Below are 15242 nucleotides of genomic sequence, written 5' to 3'. Positions count from 1 at the left end.
TCACTCCTTATCTGGCTTGGTGCCAGCTCCCAGGAGGGCCGCATCGCCGCGCTCCTGGCCTTTGCCGGAGGCTTCGACGAAGCCATCCAGGGCGTCATTCAACTCACTCGAACCCATGCTGCGGGCAATGAACACCGGCCCGCCGCGCCAGCGCGGGAAACCGTAGCCGTGGACGAGGGCGATATCGATGTCCTCCGGGCGCTGGCAGACCCCTTGCGCGAGCAGTAGCAGGGCTTCGTTGATCAGTGCCAGCACGGCGCGCTGCTGGATTTCCTGATCACTGAAGGCTTTGGCTGCGATGCCTTGTTCAAGGCGATAGCCGGCGATGAGCTCGGCGACCGCGCTGTCGCTCTGGGGCTTGTTGTCCTCGCCATAGCGGTAGTAGCCCTTGGCCGTCTTGCGGCCGAGGCGACCAGCTTCGCAGAGCAGATCGGGGATACCGACGTAGCGGCGCAGGTGGCGTGTGGCGACGGTCTGCTGGCGCATCCGCCAGGCGATGTCCAGGCCCGACATGTCGGCCACCTTGAACGGGCCCATGGCGAAACCGTATTGCTCCAGAGCCGCGTCGATCTGCTCGGGGCTGGCGCCTTCTTCGAGCATGAACTCGCACTGACGGCGATAGGCGGCGTACAGACGGTTACCGACGAAGCCCCAGGCGTTGCCGACGACGATGGCTTTCTTCTTCAGGCGCTCGGCGAATTTCAGCGCCGTGCACAGTGCTTGCTCGCCGGTCGAACGGCCGCGCACCACTTCCAGCAGGGCCATGCGGTGTGCCGGGCTGAAGAAATGCAGGCCGAGTACGCGCTCGGGGTGAGGAATGCCTTCGGCGATCGCGTCGATGTCGAGGTAGGAGGTGTTGGTCGCCAGCAGGGTGTCGCGGCTCACCTGTGCGGCGAGTTGCTGGAACAGCGCCTGCTTGGCCGCCATGTCTTCGATGATCGCTTCGATCACCAGGTCGGCCTTGGCGACGGACTGGATGTCCTGACTAGCCGTGAGGCGAGCGAGGATGGCATCGTGCTTGTCGGCGCTCAGACGTTGGCGCTCGACGTCGCGCGCCAGCTCGTCTTCGATGCGCTTGACGCCTGCGGCGAGTGCTTGCGCATTGAGTTCGAGCAGATCCACCGTGCAGCCGGCCTGCAGCGCGCACAGGGCGATACCGCTGCCCATGGTGCCGGCACCGATGACCGCGACCCGTTCCAGTACCCGTGCTTCTGTCGGTTGCGCCGGGACATAGGGCTCGGCGCGTTCGGCGAAGAACAGGTAGCGCAGGGCCTGGGCCGGCTGGCTGCCACGCAGGGCGAGAAAGGCCGCGCGTTCTTTGCCGATGGCCTGCGAGAAGCTCATCTCATCGGCGGCCAGAACCACCTCGGCGGCAACCGCTGCCGCCGGCAGACCGCGCGCGGCGGTGATCAGTTTCTGGGCTCGCGTGCGCAGGGCGGCCTTGTCCTCGGCGGCCACGGGGCGCGCGCTCAGTGGTCGTTTGCCGCCCTGATATTGGCGGGCAAAGGCCAGCGCTTCGGCATGTTGTTCGGCTTCGTCGCTGGCGCTCAGCAGATGATCCACCAGGCCCAGTTCCAGGGCCTTGGCGGCCTTGATTGGTTTGCCGCTGACGATCATGTCCAGCGCCGTGCTCATGCCGACAGCGCGAGGCAGACGCTGGGTGCCGCCTGCACCGGGGATGATGCCCACCGTGACTTCCGGCAGGCCCAGGTGGGCATTGGCCGTGGCCAGGCGGGCATCGCAGGCCAGTGCCAGTTCCAGGCCGCCGCCCAGGGTATGGCCCTTGACCAGCGCGATCACCGGCAGGGGGCAGGCTTCCAGGGCCGCCGTCACCTGGGGCAGGGTGGGCTCGGTGGGCTCGTTCTCCAGCTCGCGCAGGTCGGCGCCGGCCATCAGGTTGCGTCCGGCACCGGTCAACAGCACCGCACGGGCCCGCGTCCTATCCAGGCTCGCCAGGGCGTGGAGAATGCCTCGTCTGACTGCATCGGTGCTGCTGTTGACCGGTGGGTTGTCGAGGGTGATCACGGCGATCTCGCCCTCGTAGGCCAGGTGAACCTGGCCGTTGTTCAGGGCTTCAGCCATAACGGCGTTCTCCGCTGACTTCTTCGTCGACCTGCTCCAGCACCAGTACGGCGTCGGCCGCGACTACGCCCTGGCCTTCGGGCAGGACGAACAACGGGTTGATTTCAGACGTCACCAGGCGTTCGCCAAAGGCGGCGACCAGGGCGGAGAAATTGACGATGGCCTGGGCCAGTGCTTCGGTATCACGGCGCTTGGAACCGCGATAGCCGTCGAGCAATGGCCAGGTGATCAACTGCTGCATCATCGAGTGAGCCTGCTCCAGGGTCAGGCCACCCTGTTCGGGCAGCATGCGCAGCGCGGTGTCCTTGTACAGCTCGGCGGTGACGCCGCCGGCACCGAGCAGAATGGTGGTGCCCAGGGCGTCGCGGTTGGCGCCGAGGATCAGCTCGTGACCGCCAGCAACCATGGCTTCGACGAGGAAGCGATCCGGGCGATAGCCGACGTGGCCGGCCACTTCCGTGACCATCTTGTCGAAGCGTGCGCCGATGGTATCTGCAGTCTGGTGCAGGGCCACGCCGCCGATATCGCTCTTGTGCAGCAGCTTGGCGTCCAGCACCTTGAGCACCACCGGATGTTCCAGTTCGCGAGCGGCCTGCACGGCTTCTTCACGGCTGGCGACCACGCGGCTCTGCGGCACGCGCAGCCCTACCTGGCTGAACAGCGCCTTGGCGGCGGCCTCATCGAGCGAGCCTTCGGCCTGCTCGACCATCGCCGGCAACTGGATGCGCGGCGCGGCTGCCAGGTCGGGCAGCGGCTGGGCGATAAGATCCAGCGCGCCGAGCACGGCGCTGCAGCTTTCCGGCGAGCTGAAGCCCGGAATGCCGGCGCTATTCAGGCGCTTGAGCGTATCGGGTGCATAAGGGCTGACGTAGGCCAGTACGGGCTTGTCGTTGGTATCCAGGCAGTCCTGGATGGCGTTGACCACCAGATCCGGCATGGCCAGGCCGGAGGAGCCGATGATCACCACCAGCGCGTCGTAGCTGTCGCTGGCCAGCAGGGTGCGGATCGCCTGGCGCAGCAGGTCGGGTTGCAGGCCGGCCAGGGTTACGTCGATCGGGTTGCGGTCGAGTGCGGTGGGGGTGTCGCCCTGCAGGGCGCGCAGCTTCTCGGCTGTGGTGGCATCCGGGGCCGGGGTGTCGAAATGGTTCATACCCAGGCTGTCGGCGATCAGCGTGCCAGCGCCGCCGGTGGAGGTCAGGATGGCAACACGGCGGCCAGCGAGGCGACGCCCGGCGACCAGTACAGCGGGGATGTCGAGGAACTCGTCGAAGGTGTTGGCACGGATCACCCCCAGCTCGCGGAAGAAGGCATCGTAGACGCGGTCTTCACCAGCCAGCGCGCCGGTATGGGAGCTGGCGGCGCTGGCGCCGGCTTCGGAGCGGCCGATCTTGAACACCACCAGCGGTTTGCCCGCCGCGCGGGCGCGCAGCGCCACTTCGCGGAAGCGTTGCGGGTTGCGCACGCTTTCCAGATAGAGAGCGATGACCTTGGTGTTGTCGTCATCCACCAGGTAGTCGATGAAGTCGCTGACTTCCAGATCCACCTCGTTGCTGGTGGAAATCAGCGAGGAGAGACCGATGCCACGACCGGCAGCCCGGGAGAGCAGGGCGCCGAGAATGCCGCCGCTCTGCGAAACCACTGCCACATGCCCGGCGGGCAGGTCGCTGATCTCCAGAGCGCCACTAGCGGACAGCGGGATACGCGCGGACAGGTTGACCAGGCCGATGGTGTTGGGGCCAAGGATGCGCATCGAACCGGCGGCTGCTTTCAGCTCCTCTTGCAGGTCCAGACCGCCTTCACCAGCTTCGGCAAAACCGCTGGCCAGCACTACAGCTGCCTTGCAGCCTATCTTGGCCAGCGAGCGCACGGCATCGATGCTGCGCGTGGCGCTGAGCAGCACTAGGCCGACGTCAGGGGCCTGCGGCAGCTCTTCGACGCTGGCGTAGCAGCGCAGCCCCTGGATCTCGCTAGCTTTCGGGTTGACCGGGTATATGGCCCCCTCGAAGCCGTGCTTGAGCAGATAGGAAACCGGGCGTCCCGAGGTCTTGTTGACGTCCGCTGAGGCGCCGATGACAGCGACGCTTTTCGGATTGAGCAGGGCATCGAGCTGGTTCATTTGCCGGCCTCCTTGGCGCTGTCGAGGAAGGCCTGCACCGAGGCGCGGTGTTCCTGCGAGGTATAGCAGATACCCTGGGCCTTGCTGCCTTCGGCGAATACCTGGTGTTCGGACATCTCGTAGCTGCGGTTGATGATGGACTTGGTCAGGGCAGTGGCAGTGCGCGAACCACGGCTCATCTCGTCGGCCATGGCCATCGCGCTGCTCAGCAGATCGTCGGCCTCACAGATGCGGTCTGCGATACCTAGCTCCAGCGCTTCTTCGGCGGCGACTCGGCGGCCACTGAAGATCAGCGCCTTGGCCCGCGCCAGGCCGACCCGGCGCGGCAGGAAGTACAGGCCGCCACCATCGGGGATCAGGCCGCGCGCGATGTAAGCCCAGGTAAAGGTGGCCGGGCGGGCGGCCACGACGAAGTCGCAGGACAGGGCGAGATCGGCGCCAAGGCCGGCGGCCGCGCCATTGACTGCCGCGATGGTCGGAATGGGCAGGTTGAGCAGCAGGCTGGCGGCATAGTGCACGCCTTGCTGGCGCTCCCAGCCGTTGAAGCCAACGACGGCCGGATCGGCCTCCATGCGGGCCTTCATGCCGGAAATATCACCGCCTGCGCAGAAGCCCTTGCCGGTGCCAGTGACGATTAGCGCACGAACGCTGCGATCGCTACGCAACTTCTCCAGCAACTGAACCAGTTCGGCGCGCATGGCGTCGCTCATCGCATTGCGTTTTTCTGGTCGGTTGAGGGTCAGGACGGCAATGCCGTTTTCCTGGTGAAAGTTGATGAGAGTGTTCTGGCTCATTATTGGATCTCTTGTAATTAAATAAACCGATTCGAGTTTTGCCTGGCACTAGGCAGGCGGATTGCGGTTGGGCGACTGCAGGCGTGAATGGAGCGTTTAGTTCGCCCGTCATCCTATTTGGCATTCTTCGATCAACCTGGCGGCTGTTCAAATGACTAAACATGTCGATTGGTCTAACAAAACGTTGGGATGTCCTGTGGGATCGTCAGGCTGCGGTTGGGGCTTTTAGGGCGACGTAAGTCGCGAGATCGCCAGGTACCTGCTTTAAGGGGCCGTATTTGTTGGGCTTGCGACTTTTTTAGCTGGATCAGCGGTGATGCATGACAAACAACCTGCTGCTCTAGGCCAAATAAATTCTCAGTTCAGGGGGGCTGCGCCTTGGGTCATAGTGAGGGCGCAGTACGAGAGAAGGGTTGAGAGCTGCCGGTTATCGAATCTACGACTGAAGTTGGACAGGAATATGCCTGTTGGCATCAGGAAGTAGACAACCCCACACAATAAAAACAACCGCGCCACTGGCAGGCGCGAAAATCCGCGATCTCGGTTCGCGGTGAGAGGAAGTACAAAATGAACACATCGAGTGCGTCTACGACCTCAGCAGAAACTAAGGAACCGACGACGGGGGCGCGCAAGGCTGAGTCTGTCGTCAGAGCCCCTGCGGGCGTATTGGATGTTCTTGCTGGCGTTGTTCTGTTGGGCGTGTTTGGGCTGTATGGCTGGCATGCCATGCAACTACCTGGACCGATGAACCCCAATGGAATAGGTGTCGGTGAGTTTCCCGTGATAATCGCCGCTGTAAGCCTAGTCGCTGTGGCGCTGATGCTAGTTGTCGGGGTGATTAAGTGCGTGCGGCGCTCGGCACACCCAGTGGTCACGACTTGTCGCCCCTTGTCAGTCGTGTTGGCCGTGCTGGTACTGCTAGGTATCGGCGCCTATTTGGACAGGCTTGGGCCCCTGGTCGGCGTCGCACTGCTCGCTGCGCTGACCATGCTTGCCGCGGGTGAGCGTCGATCAATGCAGATCATTGCCGTTTCCCTGGGCTTGAGCCTGGGGTTGTATGCGGTCTTCGTCCTGGCTCTCGGCGTCAGCTTTTCTTGAGGTAACCCCCCATGTTTGAAAATATTCTGATCGGGTTTTCGGCCTTCGCCGACCCCTTGGTGCTGGTCGGCCTGATTGTCGGTGCGCTGCTGGGCTACATGATTGGTGCGCTACCCGGCTTGGGCCCGAGCCTCGGCGTCGCACTGCTGATTCCCTTCACCTACAGTCTCGATCCTTTGGTATCGATCGTGACGCTTATCTCTCTTTATGCGGCTGCCGAATATGGTGGGGCGATTTCCGCGATCCTCATCAATTCCCCTGGAACTGCAGCTGCAGTGGCCACGTCCTGGGACGGTTTTCCGCTGACCCAGCAAGGCAAGGCGGGTGTTGCGCTGAACATATCCATCATCTCATCGGGCCTGGGTATTTTTATCAGCGCATTCCTGTTGCTGGTGACTGCCGTTCCGCTTTCCGAATTCGCGCTCAGTTTCGGCCCTACCGCCTATTTCGCGCTTGCAGTGCTGGGGTTGAGTCTGGTCTCCACGCTTTCCAATGGCTCTGCAGCCAAAGGCGCTATCGCAATGGGCATTGGTCTTGCGCTGGCAACTGTTGGCCTGGACACGCAGACGGGTATCCCACGTTTTAGCCCTAATCCCGAGTTCTTCGAAGGCTTCCACCTGGTGCCTGTGCTGTTGGGCTTGTTTGCGCTTTCCGAAGTGCTGTTCATGGTAGAGGCTGGGGCGTCCGGCAAGACGAAAAGTCATCCGATGACAGGGATACTCGCAGTTCCGTTAAAAACCTTCGGTAAATTGAAATATAACCTGTTGAGGAGCTCCGTTCTTGGCTACGTCATCGGAGTGATCCCAGGTGCTGGTGCTTCCATTGCTTCTTTTGTGGCGTACGCCGTTTCGAAGAAAACCTCGAAAACGCCCGAGCAATTTGGCAAGGGCAGCGTCGAGGGGATCGCCGCATCGGAGTCGGCCAACAATGCCGCGGTATCCGGCGCACTAGCACCGCTCTTGGCGCTGGGTATCCCGGGCTCCCCGACGACAGCCATCATGATCGGCGCGTTGATGATCCATGGTATTCAGCCGGGACCGTTGCTGTTCACCACCAACCCGGAAATTCCCTACACCGTCATCGCGGCGCTGTGGGTCAGTGTGCCAGTGATGATCTTCATTGGCCTGGCGGGGGCGAAGTACTGGGCGAAGGTGGCGGACATTCCACGCCCGGCGGTCGCCGCGACGGTCGCCGCCATCTGTCTGATGGGGGCGTACGCCTCCGAGAACTCGATGTTCCCGGTCTATCTCACCCTGGCCTTCGGCGTGCTTGGTTATGTCCTGCGCAAGCTGGACATCCCCCTCGCGCCCATCATTCTGGCCTTGGTGCTGGGGGAAATGCTCGAGACCAATTTCCGTCGGGCGTTGGTCATTTCCAATGGTGATTATTCGGTGTTCTACAGCAGCCCGCTGACGCTGGTCCTGCTGGCGGTTGCCGTGATCTCCTTCGCATTGCCCGCCCTGAAATTCGTGTGCGGCAGGTTCACCCGCCAGCGTCTCGCATGATGGCGGACTCCCAGGGACCGGAAGTTTCAGCGGATAAGGCGCTCGAGCTCTTCCCGTGCGAGCGCCTGGCTGTAAGGGTTTAGTGCTCGGTACTTCGTGGCCCGAAACGGCAAGCCAACCATGGCTCGTCGTTCCGGGCCGTTTCCTTTCCGGCTTGTACTTTCATTGGAGCGGCGCTGTGGTTCTCGCCGATTCTGGTGATTGCTGATGATGCTGGTTGATGGTTAAGGGTTTCATGATGGCTATGGATCTTTCCGGCCTTGTCCGGTTGCTTTTGCTATATGGGCTCTGTTTTGCAATGGGCCGGGTGTTTGTGGAAATAGGCATGCCGTTGCCGTACATGATCGGTCCGTTGCTGCTGACGGCTGCGCTGTATATGAGCGGTGTTATGAAGACGGCTATTTCGGCGAAAACCCGACCTTACGGCCAGATGATCATTGCCTCTACTGTAGGTCTGGCATTTACCCCGGACGCCTTGGTGGTCATCCTCGAAATGGGGCCCGAGATCGTCGGCCTCGCTCTGCTTACCGGGCTCTGTGCGCTGTTCGTCTCATTGCTGCTCAAACGCTTTACTCGTCTCGATTACTCGACCGCATTGCTTTGCACCATACCCACCAGCCCGGTCGAGGCCGCCGTGATCGCTGAACGGTTCGGCCTGGACCGGGGAGTGGTTGTGCTATCGCAAACCATCAGAATCGCGAGCGTCGTGGTGATCATTCCCATCGCTCTGTATGTGGTGGATGGCTGGCCGGGAAATGCCGACCGTACCCTGGACGCGGTCGGTGTGTTCGATATTGGCGGTGTCGCACTGCTGGCAGTTTCCGCCCTGGCGGGCGCCGTGCTGTTCAAATGGCTGAGATTGCCGAACCCGTACTTCTTCGGCGCTCTGTTGATTTCCGCTGCGGTGTCCAGCAGTGGCTTGCACGTTGCGCCTTATCCCTCGCTAGTGTTGGCCATCGCTCAGGTCGTTCTGGGTACCTGGCTGGGGTCGGTGTTCACCAGGGAGCTGTTTCTGGAGATGAAGCTGACGCTCTGCATCATCCTCTCCATGCTGTTTTTCCTTTTCCTGACCAGCATGATGGCCGTGGCGGTCGCCGGCCTGACAGGGCTTCCCTGGGAGGTCATGGTGCTGAGTGCTGCGCCCGGAGGGGTCACTGAAATGGCGCTGACCGCGCAGTTCCTTGGTTACAGCGTTGCCATCATTGTTTCGTTTCAGATCGTGCGGATCTGCATATTCATGCCAGGCGTTCACTGGTTCATCGCAGTGGCGCGGCGCTTTGAATCAAGAGGCGCATCCTGAGTGCCGGGCCAGGAGCGATAGGTGAGGGCTGGTTGGCCTCCTATGAATCAATTCGCTCGCTCAACTGGCTCCTGAGGGTTGCGGCCAGTTCGATCAGCGGCCCCGAATAGCGCGCAATGACCTTGTCGATGCTTTCACGGGTCGACAGGCTGATATTCAATGTGTGGGCGCGATAGGAGGGCAGGTCGAGAGGCGCGGCTATCGATACCACCTGCGGTTGCCAGGATGCTGCGCAATAGCCATGGCGCTCGACGCTGCGCATGGCATCCTCGATCTCCCTGCTCAGCTCTGCCCAGCGGGAGGCGCAGCGCCGCGTTTGGAAATGCTGCAGCAGCGAGTTACGACGAACCTCATCCTCGGCTGACAGGTAGGCGCGCCCAAGCGCGGTCAGCTCTATCGGCAGGCGCTGACCTGTGCCGACGCTGCGCGGAGATTTGCGCGTGCTCAGCCTGATCGACTCCAGGTAGACCATCTCGTCGCCATCGGCAGCGGCCAAGCCGACGTTGACCTGAAGTTGTCTGGCGACTTCGCGCATCAATGGCTCGGCTACTCGTATCAGCGAGCTTCCGTGATACAGGGTGTGCGCCAGGCTGAGCAGAGAGGGGGCCAGTCGGTAGGCGCCACTGATGGGGTCGTAATCGAGAAAGCCTGAACGCACCAGCGTTTGTGTCAGACGGCTGACGGTCGACTTGGAGAGGCCGGTCCGTTCGCTCAAATCTCCATTGGTCAGGTACTCACAACCCGGGCGAAAAGCTTTCAACAAATCCAGGCCACGCTCTAGAGAGCGATTCGGCGTTGATTTGCCTTGACCGGGAATCGCCGATGGCATCGCTTCCTTGCCTTTTAACTGTTGAAGTTGCGGGTCGATCATCGCCTTGGCCCTCGCAATGCCCGTTTGCAACACATGGCTCGAATGCCAGTCGTTCGAGCGTTATGACCTTGCCTGAGCGCCACCGTTGGCGCTTCGTGCAGGCGCCGATTTTCGGCCTGCTGGCCGGGTAGCGCAACCGCGATGCAAGCGCTCTCAGCCATTGCCAATAGCCGCGGTTGTCTTTAGTCGCTCCGGCACCTTACGGAGCAGGGCATGCTCCGCTGGTCAGCGTTTTTTGTTCCATAGGGTGGAACAGCTCGGTTGAACATCAAAGTCGTGCTTGCATAATCGAGGGGCGTTCATTTCAGACTCATAACAACAAGTAGGTCTTTATGAAGATTCCTCCTTTTGCCGCTTCAGTGTGGCAGCTCTCGGTAACGCTCCGTTATCCAATGCCGTGTGCAAGCCCAGGGCACATCATCTGCGGATGAACAGCTTCAGGTAGCACGTTCGCCTATTTGAATCGGACTCGCTTGGGTCATCTCCACTCGCTCATCTTGCTGGCGCAGCGTTAGTGCGCCGGGGATCGGCTTGCCTGGTGATTCCCAGGTCCTGCTTCGCCCACCCTCGACCGGCTCCGCGCTTGGCTGTGGTGTCCGGCCTTTCGCCAGGTACTTGCAATGAAAACAATAAAACACACGCCTCTGTACATCGTTGGAGCGGGGGTTGCCGTCATGCTGCCCTCGGCATTCGCGGACGGTTTTCTGGAGGACAGCAAAGCTTCGCTGGAATTGCGCAACTTCTACATGAACCGAGATTTCAGGGAGGGCAGCGGTCAGTCGAAGCGCGAAGAGTGGGGTCAAGGTTTCATCCTGCGCTACGAGTCGGGTTACACCCCGGGCACCATCGGTGTTGGCTTTGACGCCATCGGTATGCTCGGTATCAAACTCGACTCGGGGCGTGGGCGGGCCGGTACGGGATTGTTGCCCGTTGAGGAAGATGGGGACGTGCCGGACGATTATTCGAAGGCTGGCGGGACGCTCAAACTGCGGGCCTCCAAAAGCGAGTTCAAGGTGGGCACGTTGATGCCCAAGTGGCCTACGCTGCAGGCCAACAATGGCCGTCTGTTGCCGCAGACCTTCGAGGGAATGCAGCTGCAGGTACGCGAGTTGAAGGGGCTGGAACTGACCGGCGCGCAGATTCAGCGCACGGTGCAGCGTGATCAGACGAGCGATGAAGGCTTGACGCTGAACAACAAGAATCGTCGTTTCAGCGGCTCCCTGGAGGGTGGCGATTTCGAACTGCTCGGGCTCAGCTATCGGTTTCTGCAAAATACGGATTTCACCTACCAATACGCTCGCTTCGAGAACATCTATCGTCAGCAGTTCCTGGGCATCAGTGATCGGCGCCAAGGTGACTGGGGCGCGTTCAACAGCGATATCCGTCTTTTCCTGAGCGACGATGAAGGCAACGCGCATGGTGGGGCAATCGACAACCGCGCGTTCAGCGCCATGGGCACCTACAAGCTCAATGGTCATTCGCTGGGCGTAGGCTACCAGGCGATGTCGGGGGACACGGCCTTTCCCTATGTCGGCGGTGCAGATCCCTATTTGGTGAACTTCGTCCAAGTTGGCGATTTTGCCGAGAAAGACGAACGATCCTGGCAGCTGCGTTACGACTACGACCTGGCCAAGGTGGGCATTCCGGGCCTGACCTTCATGACCCGCTACTTGCGCGGCAGTGGTGCGGATGTTCGCGGGGCTGACTCGGGCGGGGAGCGCGAACTGGATGTCGAACTGCAGTACGTGTTCCAGAGCGGCAGCTTCAAGGGTTTGGGCGTACGTTTGCGCAGCGCCACCTATAGATCCGATTTTGCGCGTGACGCCAACGACGCGCGCGTTATCATCAGTTATCCGCTCAGTCTTCTCTGACCCCCATACACCAGTCGAGAGCCATTGTTTGGCATCGCCTGGTGCTTCTTCGCGTCATCATGGTGATTGCATGAAATATCCGCTGCCTCCCTTGAACCCCTTGAGAGCCTTCGAGGCCGCTGCCCGGCTCTGCAGCCTGACCAGCGCTGCAGAGGAGATGAACGTCTCGCAGGTTGCGGTTAGCCGACAGGTGCGGGTGCTTGAGGAGTATTTCGGGGTGGCTCTGTTTCGACGCCTGCACAGAGGGATCGAGCTGACGCGCGAGGGCAAGGAACTTTACGAGGGGATCAGCCGAGCGTTTCAGGACATCAGCAGTGCAGCGCGCAAGGTGTCGCGCAGGGGACGGCGGGATATTCTTTCCATACAGTCCTATACGACGTTTTCGCAGCGCTGGCTGATTCCTCGGCTGGCAAATTTCCATGATGCCCACGAGTCGATTGAGATCAGGCTTTCGTCTTCGCTGGCACCGGTGGATTTCGAAACGCAGAACATCGACGCATCGATTCGCTCGGGACTTGGTGACTGGCCCGATCTGCATGCGGAGAAACTCGTCGATATCGAACTCATACCCATATGCTCACCGACGCTGATGGAGACTGCGAAGCTGGAATCTCCACGGGATCTCGCGCGTGTGCATCTGCTGCACTCCATGGCGCGCCCGAACGACTGGGCAAGTTGGCTTGCATCGATCGATACCCGAGTCGATGCCGACACAGGGATTCGCTTCGATAATTCGGCGCTGGCCTATGAGGCCGCGTCGATGAATATGGGGATGGCCATCGCGGTCAAGGCTTTCGTCGAGCGACAGCTCAAGAACGGTAGTTTCATCGCGCCGTTCGAACATACCTGCAAGACCGGCGAAGGCTATTACCTGACCTGGCCACGTAACATGAGACCGTCGGAGCCCTTGCTGAAGTTTCTCTCCTGGATGCGTGAGCTGCTGGCGCAGACCGACTGATAAGCCAGCCTGACCAATGGCGGCCTCGGCTCGGGCTTCCTGCTTCGCTCTACCTCCTGCATCCATGCAGTCGTCGCCTACGTTTTTCAATGGTCTGCTAGCTCGTCTCGTACGGGCCTGCCTGCGTTCATCTGGATCGATCCTCCCCCCGACTCCTTCGCCCAAGTGCTGCGCCAGGAGGCACTGCGCTGCCTCATCCCTTTACCGCTCTGCCCAATATAAACGCCTGTTTTGGCTGACAAATCATCAGTACCGTCGCGGATTCATTTTTGGGAGCCTTGATTCAGGGGTTGACCCCCATAGCGACCTACAAAAATAACATCGTCGGAGAGTCTGAAGATGCTAAGCAAAGCTAGAAAGAACGTGCTGGGCGCGACCATGCTCGCAGCCATGACCATGTTGGGCGCCGCCAACGTCGCGTTGGCTGAAAGCGATTGGCCCAAGGGGCCAGTCAACATGGTCATGCATACTGCAGCGGGAGGGACTGCCGACGTGTTCATCAGGACGCTGGCAAAAACCCTGGAGCCGGAAATCGGCCAGAAAGTGATCGTCATCAATGCCCCCGGTGGTGGTGGCGCAGCGCAGATGACGCGCATCCGCTCTGCCAAACCCGATGGCTTGACACTCGGTATCAATACCCTGTCGCACTTCACGAGCATGCTGACCAATCTCAAGGGTACCTACGCCATCGATGATTTCTCATGGATCGCCTCGACCCAGGAAGATGCGATTCTGCTGTTCGTAAAGACTGGATCCGATATCAAGAACCTGGACGACCTGGTGGCCAAGGCCAAGGCGAACAATGGGCAGGTCAATGTTGGCGGCTTCGGCCCGGCCGGTTCCATGCAGAGCATCGGAATCTCGATGCTGGAGAAGGCGGCTGGGGTCAAGTTCAACTGGGTGGCATTCAACTCCACCCCGGATATCACGGCGGCACTGCTTGGCGGCCACGTTGATGTCGGGGTCTCCAATCTCGGCGCGGTCAGTTCCTTCTTCGATGCCGGTCGCATCGAAGGCCTGGGTGTGCTGGGTGAAAACCGACTCACTGGCTTGTCCGACGTCCCCACCTTCGCCGAGCAAGGTTATGAGGTGGACACCAGCTGGCTGCAAGTTCGTGGCGTTTTCGGGCCTGCGAATATGCCCAAGGAACTGCAGCAGAAGATCGCCGATGCTATCCACAAGGCGATGCGCTCGGATGAGTATCAGAAATATGCCCGCAATGCCGGCGTGGTGGATTCCTGGATGGGGCCTGACGAGTACACCAGCTTCGTAAAGCGTGTAACGGATGTGGCGGAAGTCCAGCTCAAGGAAGCCGGTTATATCCAGTGAAGTCAGACCCTGAAGGGCGTGACGTGATGTAGCTCCACGGTCAGCTCGTTGGGTGTTCGCTGACGACTGACCGGTCAATACATCTTCAGGGTGAAACTACCGTCGTTACAGGGTAAAGATTCATGTCTAAAGCATTTGAAGGAATTCGCGTCGTTGATACGACGCATGTACTCGCAGGCCCCTTTGCCAGCTATCAGATGGCCGTCCTCGGCGCTGAAGTGATCAAGGTCGAATCGCCCAGCGATCCCGACCAGGCGCGCATGCAGGGCTCTGATCGCGCATTGAACGATATCGGCATGGGCACGGCGTTCATGGCCCAAGCATCGAACAAGAAGACCGTGGCGCTGGACCTCACCAGCGCCGAAGGGCGCGAGGCGATGAAGCGGCTCATCGCGACGGCCGATGTCTTCGTGGAGAACTATCGCCCCGGCGCTTTCGATGAGCTTGGCCTGGGTTATGACGAACTGTCGAAGCTCAACCCCAAGCTTATCTACTGCTCCATTTCGGCTTTCGGCTCGAACGGACCGCGCCGCGAACAGACCGCCTATGACAATGTCATCCAAGCCTTTTCCGGAATGATGGCGATGACCGGTCATGGAGATGGCAGACCTCTGAAATCTGGTGCGCCGGTGGTGGATTATGCGACCGGCACATCAGCAGCCTATGCCATCGCGACCGCTCTTTTTCAGCGCGAACGCAATGGTGGCAAGGGCCAGTTCATCGACGTCTCTATGCTCGATGTTGCATTGATCCTAACCAGTTCGCACCTCACCGGCTTGCTCTGGAACGGCAAGCATCCAGAGCAGAAGGGCAACACCTTCCCCTTTGCCACCATTGGATGCTACCAGGCCTCCGATGTCCCGTTGATGATCGGTGCCTCGAACCTCGTGCAACAACGTCGTTTGTGGACGGCGCTCGGTCGTGAAGACATGATCAAGACCGATAACAACCAACGCCTGGATGCGCATGCAGAAGAGGCAGAGGTACTGAGGCAAATCATCGGCACGATGTCGGCGGATTACTGGGAGAAGTTTCTGCAGACTCGGCGTATTCCCGCAGCACGCATTCGCCGCTTGGAGGAGGCTATCGCTGACGAGCAGGTAGCATGCCGGCAAGTATTGCAGCAACACACGAGCTCGAGCAGCGTTGTCGATGGGCTGACCGTTCCGGTAGCGGCTTTCAATCTGTCGGACAGCCCACCGCAGATCACGCTCGCGCCGCAACCGGTAGGCGCCCACAGCGTCGAGATCCTCGCAGAGCTCGGCTACGGGCAGCAAGAGATCGAGGCGCTGCGCGCATCCGGTGTCATCAATTGACT

11 protein-coding genes are annotated in these 15242 nt (G+C 60.7%); 7 read left to right on the top strand and 4 right to left on the bottom strand.

The window, feature by feature from the left end:
• The 3 genes from JWV26_RS24185 to JWV26_RS24175 are packed head-to-tail and all read right to left on the bottom strand — an operon-like array spanning position 1 to position 4992.
• A complete protein-coding gene (locus JWV26_RS24185; RefSeq protein WP_206418017.1) occupies positions 1–2082 on the bottom strand; it encodes a 3-hydroxyacyl-CoA dehydrogenase NAD-binding domain-containing protein in 2082 nt (693 codons plus the stop codon).
• The gene (locus JWV26_RS24180) at positions 2075–4198 is read right to left on the bottom strand and encodes an acetate--CoA ligase family protein (RefSeq protein WP_206418016.1); all 2124 of its coding nucleotides are present in this window, start codon (positions 4196–4198) and stop codon (positions 2075–2077) included. The genes JWV26_RS24185 and JWV26_RS24180 overlap by 8 nt, the downstream gene beginning before the upstream one ends.
• Positions 4195–4992 (bottom strand): enoyl-CoA hydratase/isomerase family protein, encoded by a 798-nt coding sequence (locus JWV26_RS24175; RefSeq protein ID WP_206418015.1) that lies wholly within the window; start codon positions 4990–4992, stop codon positions 4195–4197. Before JWV26_RS24175 ends, JWV26_RS24180 begins: the two co-directional genes overlap by 4 nt.
• Before the next feature lie 567 nt (positions 4993–5559).
• Between JWV26_RS24175 and JWV26_RS24170 the strand changes: the two genes are divergently transcribed.
• The 3 genes from JWV26_RS24170 (at position 5560) to JWV26_RS24160 (ending at position 8895) form a co-directional block, all read left to right on the top strand.
• Positions 5560–6090 (top strand): tripartite tricarboxylate transporter TctB family protein, encoded by a 531-nt coding sequence (locus tag JWV26_RS24170; protein ID WP_206418013.1) that lies wholly within the window; start codon positions 5560–5562, stop codon positions 6088–6090.
• A gap of 11 nt (positions 6091–6101) precedes the next feature.
• Positions 6102–7595, top strand: a complete 1494-nt coding sequence (locus tag JWV26_RS24165) for a tripartite tricarboxylate transporter permease (protein ID WP_206418012.1) — start codon at positions 6102–6104, stop codon at positions 7593–7595.
• Positions 7596–7815: 220 nt separating this feature from the next.
• Positions 7816–8895, top strand: coding sequence for an AbrB family transcriptional regulator (locus JWV26_RS24160; RefSeq protein WP_241201261.1), 1080 nt, complete (start codon positions 7816–7818; stop codon positions 8893–8895).
• Positions 8896–8935: 40 nt separating this feature from the next.
• On the opposite strand, the gene JWV26_RS24155 is transcribed toward JWV26_RS24160, so the two are convergent.
• Positions 8936–9766, bottom strand: coding sequence for an IclR family transcriptional regulator (locus tag JWV26_RS24155; protein ID WP_241201260.1), 831 nt, complete (start codon positions 9764–9766; stop codon positions 8936–8938).
• Between the two features lie 620 nt (positions 9767–10386).
• On the opposite strand from JWV26_RS24155, the gene JWV26_RS24150 reads away from it, so the two are divergent.
• The 4 genes from JWV26_RS24150 (at position 10387) to JWV26_RS24135 (ending at position 15240) form a co-directional block, all read left to right on the top strand.
• Positions 10387–11637 (top strand): OprD family porin, encoded by a 1251-nt coding sequence (locus JWV26_RS24150; protein WP_206418011.1) that lies wholly within the window; start codon positions 10387–10389, stop codon positions 11635–11637.
• A 70-nt stretch (positions 11638–11707) separates the two neighbouring features.
• Positions 11708–12595, top strand: coding sequence for a LysR substrate-binding domain-containing protein (locus JWV26_RS24145; protein WP_206418010.1), 888 nt, complete (start codon positions 11708–11710; stop codon positions 12593–12595).
• 378 nt (positions 12596–12973) lie between these two features.
• Entirely contained in the window at positions 12974–13924 is a 951-nt protein-coding gene (locus tag JWV26_RS24140) for a Bug family tripartite tricarboxylate transporter substrate binding protein (RefSeq protein ID WP_241201259.1), read from the top strand.
• 122 nt (positions 13925–14046) lie between these two features.
• Positions 14047–15240: a CaiB/BaiF CoA transferase family protein gene (locus JWV26_RS24135; protein ID WP_241201258.1), complete on the top strand. Its 1194-nt coding sequence runs from the start codon at positions 14047–14049 to the stop codon at positions 15238–15240.
• Positions 15241–15242: the final 2 nt, after the last annotated feature.

The organism is Ectopseudomonas toyotomiensis (assembly GCF_017167985.1).
Taxonomy (GTDB): Bacteria; Pseudomonadota; Gammaproteobacteria; order Pseudomonadales; family Pseudomonadaceae; genus Aquipseudomonas; species Aquipseudomonas toyotomiensis.
The sequence above is the reverse complement of the archived record's forward strand: the minus strand, read 5'-3'. Positions and strand labels throughout refer to the sequence as shown.

Bases quoted from the DNA above. Each gene is read 5' to 3' on its own strand.
- JWV26_RS24185 (WP_206418017.1), bottom strand. From the start codon at position 2,082: ATGGCTGAAGCCCTGAACAACGGCCAGGTTCACCTGGCCTACGAGGGC.
- JWV26_RS24180 (WP_206418016.1), bottom strand. From the start codon at position 4,198: ATGAACCAGCTCGATGCCCTGCTCAATCCGAAAAGCGTCGCTGTCATC.
- JWV26_RS24175 (WP_206418015.1), bottom strand. From the start codon at position 4,992: ATGAGCCAGAACACTCTCATCAACTTTCACCAGGAAAACGGCATTGCC.
- JWV26_RS24170 (WP_206418013.1), top strand. From the start codon at position 5,560: ATGAACACATCGAGTGCGTCTACGACCTCAGCAGAAACTAAGGAACCG.
- JWV26_RS24165 (WP_206418012.1), top strand. From the start codon at position 6,102: ATGTTTGAAAATATTCTGATCGGGTTTTCGGCCTTCGCCGACCCCTTG.
- JWV26_RS24160 (WP_241201261.1), top strand. From the start codon at position 7,816: ATGGTTAAGGGTTTCATGATGGCTATGGATCTTTCCGGCCTTGTCCGG.
- JWV26_RS24155 (WP_241201260.1), bottom strand. From the start codon at position 9,766: ATGATCGACCCGCAACTTCAACAGTTAAAAGGCAAGGAAGCGATGCCA.
- JWV26_RS24150 (WP_206418011.1), top strand. From the start codon at position 10,387: ATGAAAACAATAAAACACACGCCTCTGTACATCGTTGGAGCGGGGGTT.
- JWV26_RS24145 (WP_206418010.1), top strand. From the start codon at position 11,708: ATGAAATATCCGCTGCCTCCCTTGAACCCCTTGAGAGCCTTCGAGGCC.
- JWV26_RS24140 (WP_241201259.1), top strand. From the start codon at position 12,974: ATGCTCGCAGCCATGACCATGTTGGGCGCCGCCAACGTCGCGTTGGCT.
- JWV26_RS24135 (WP_241201258.1), top strand. From the start codon at position 14,047: ATGTCTAAAGCATTTGAAGGAATTCGCGTCGTTGATACGACGCATGTA.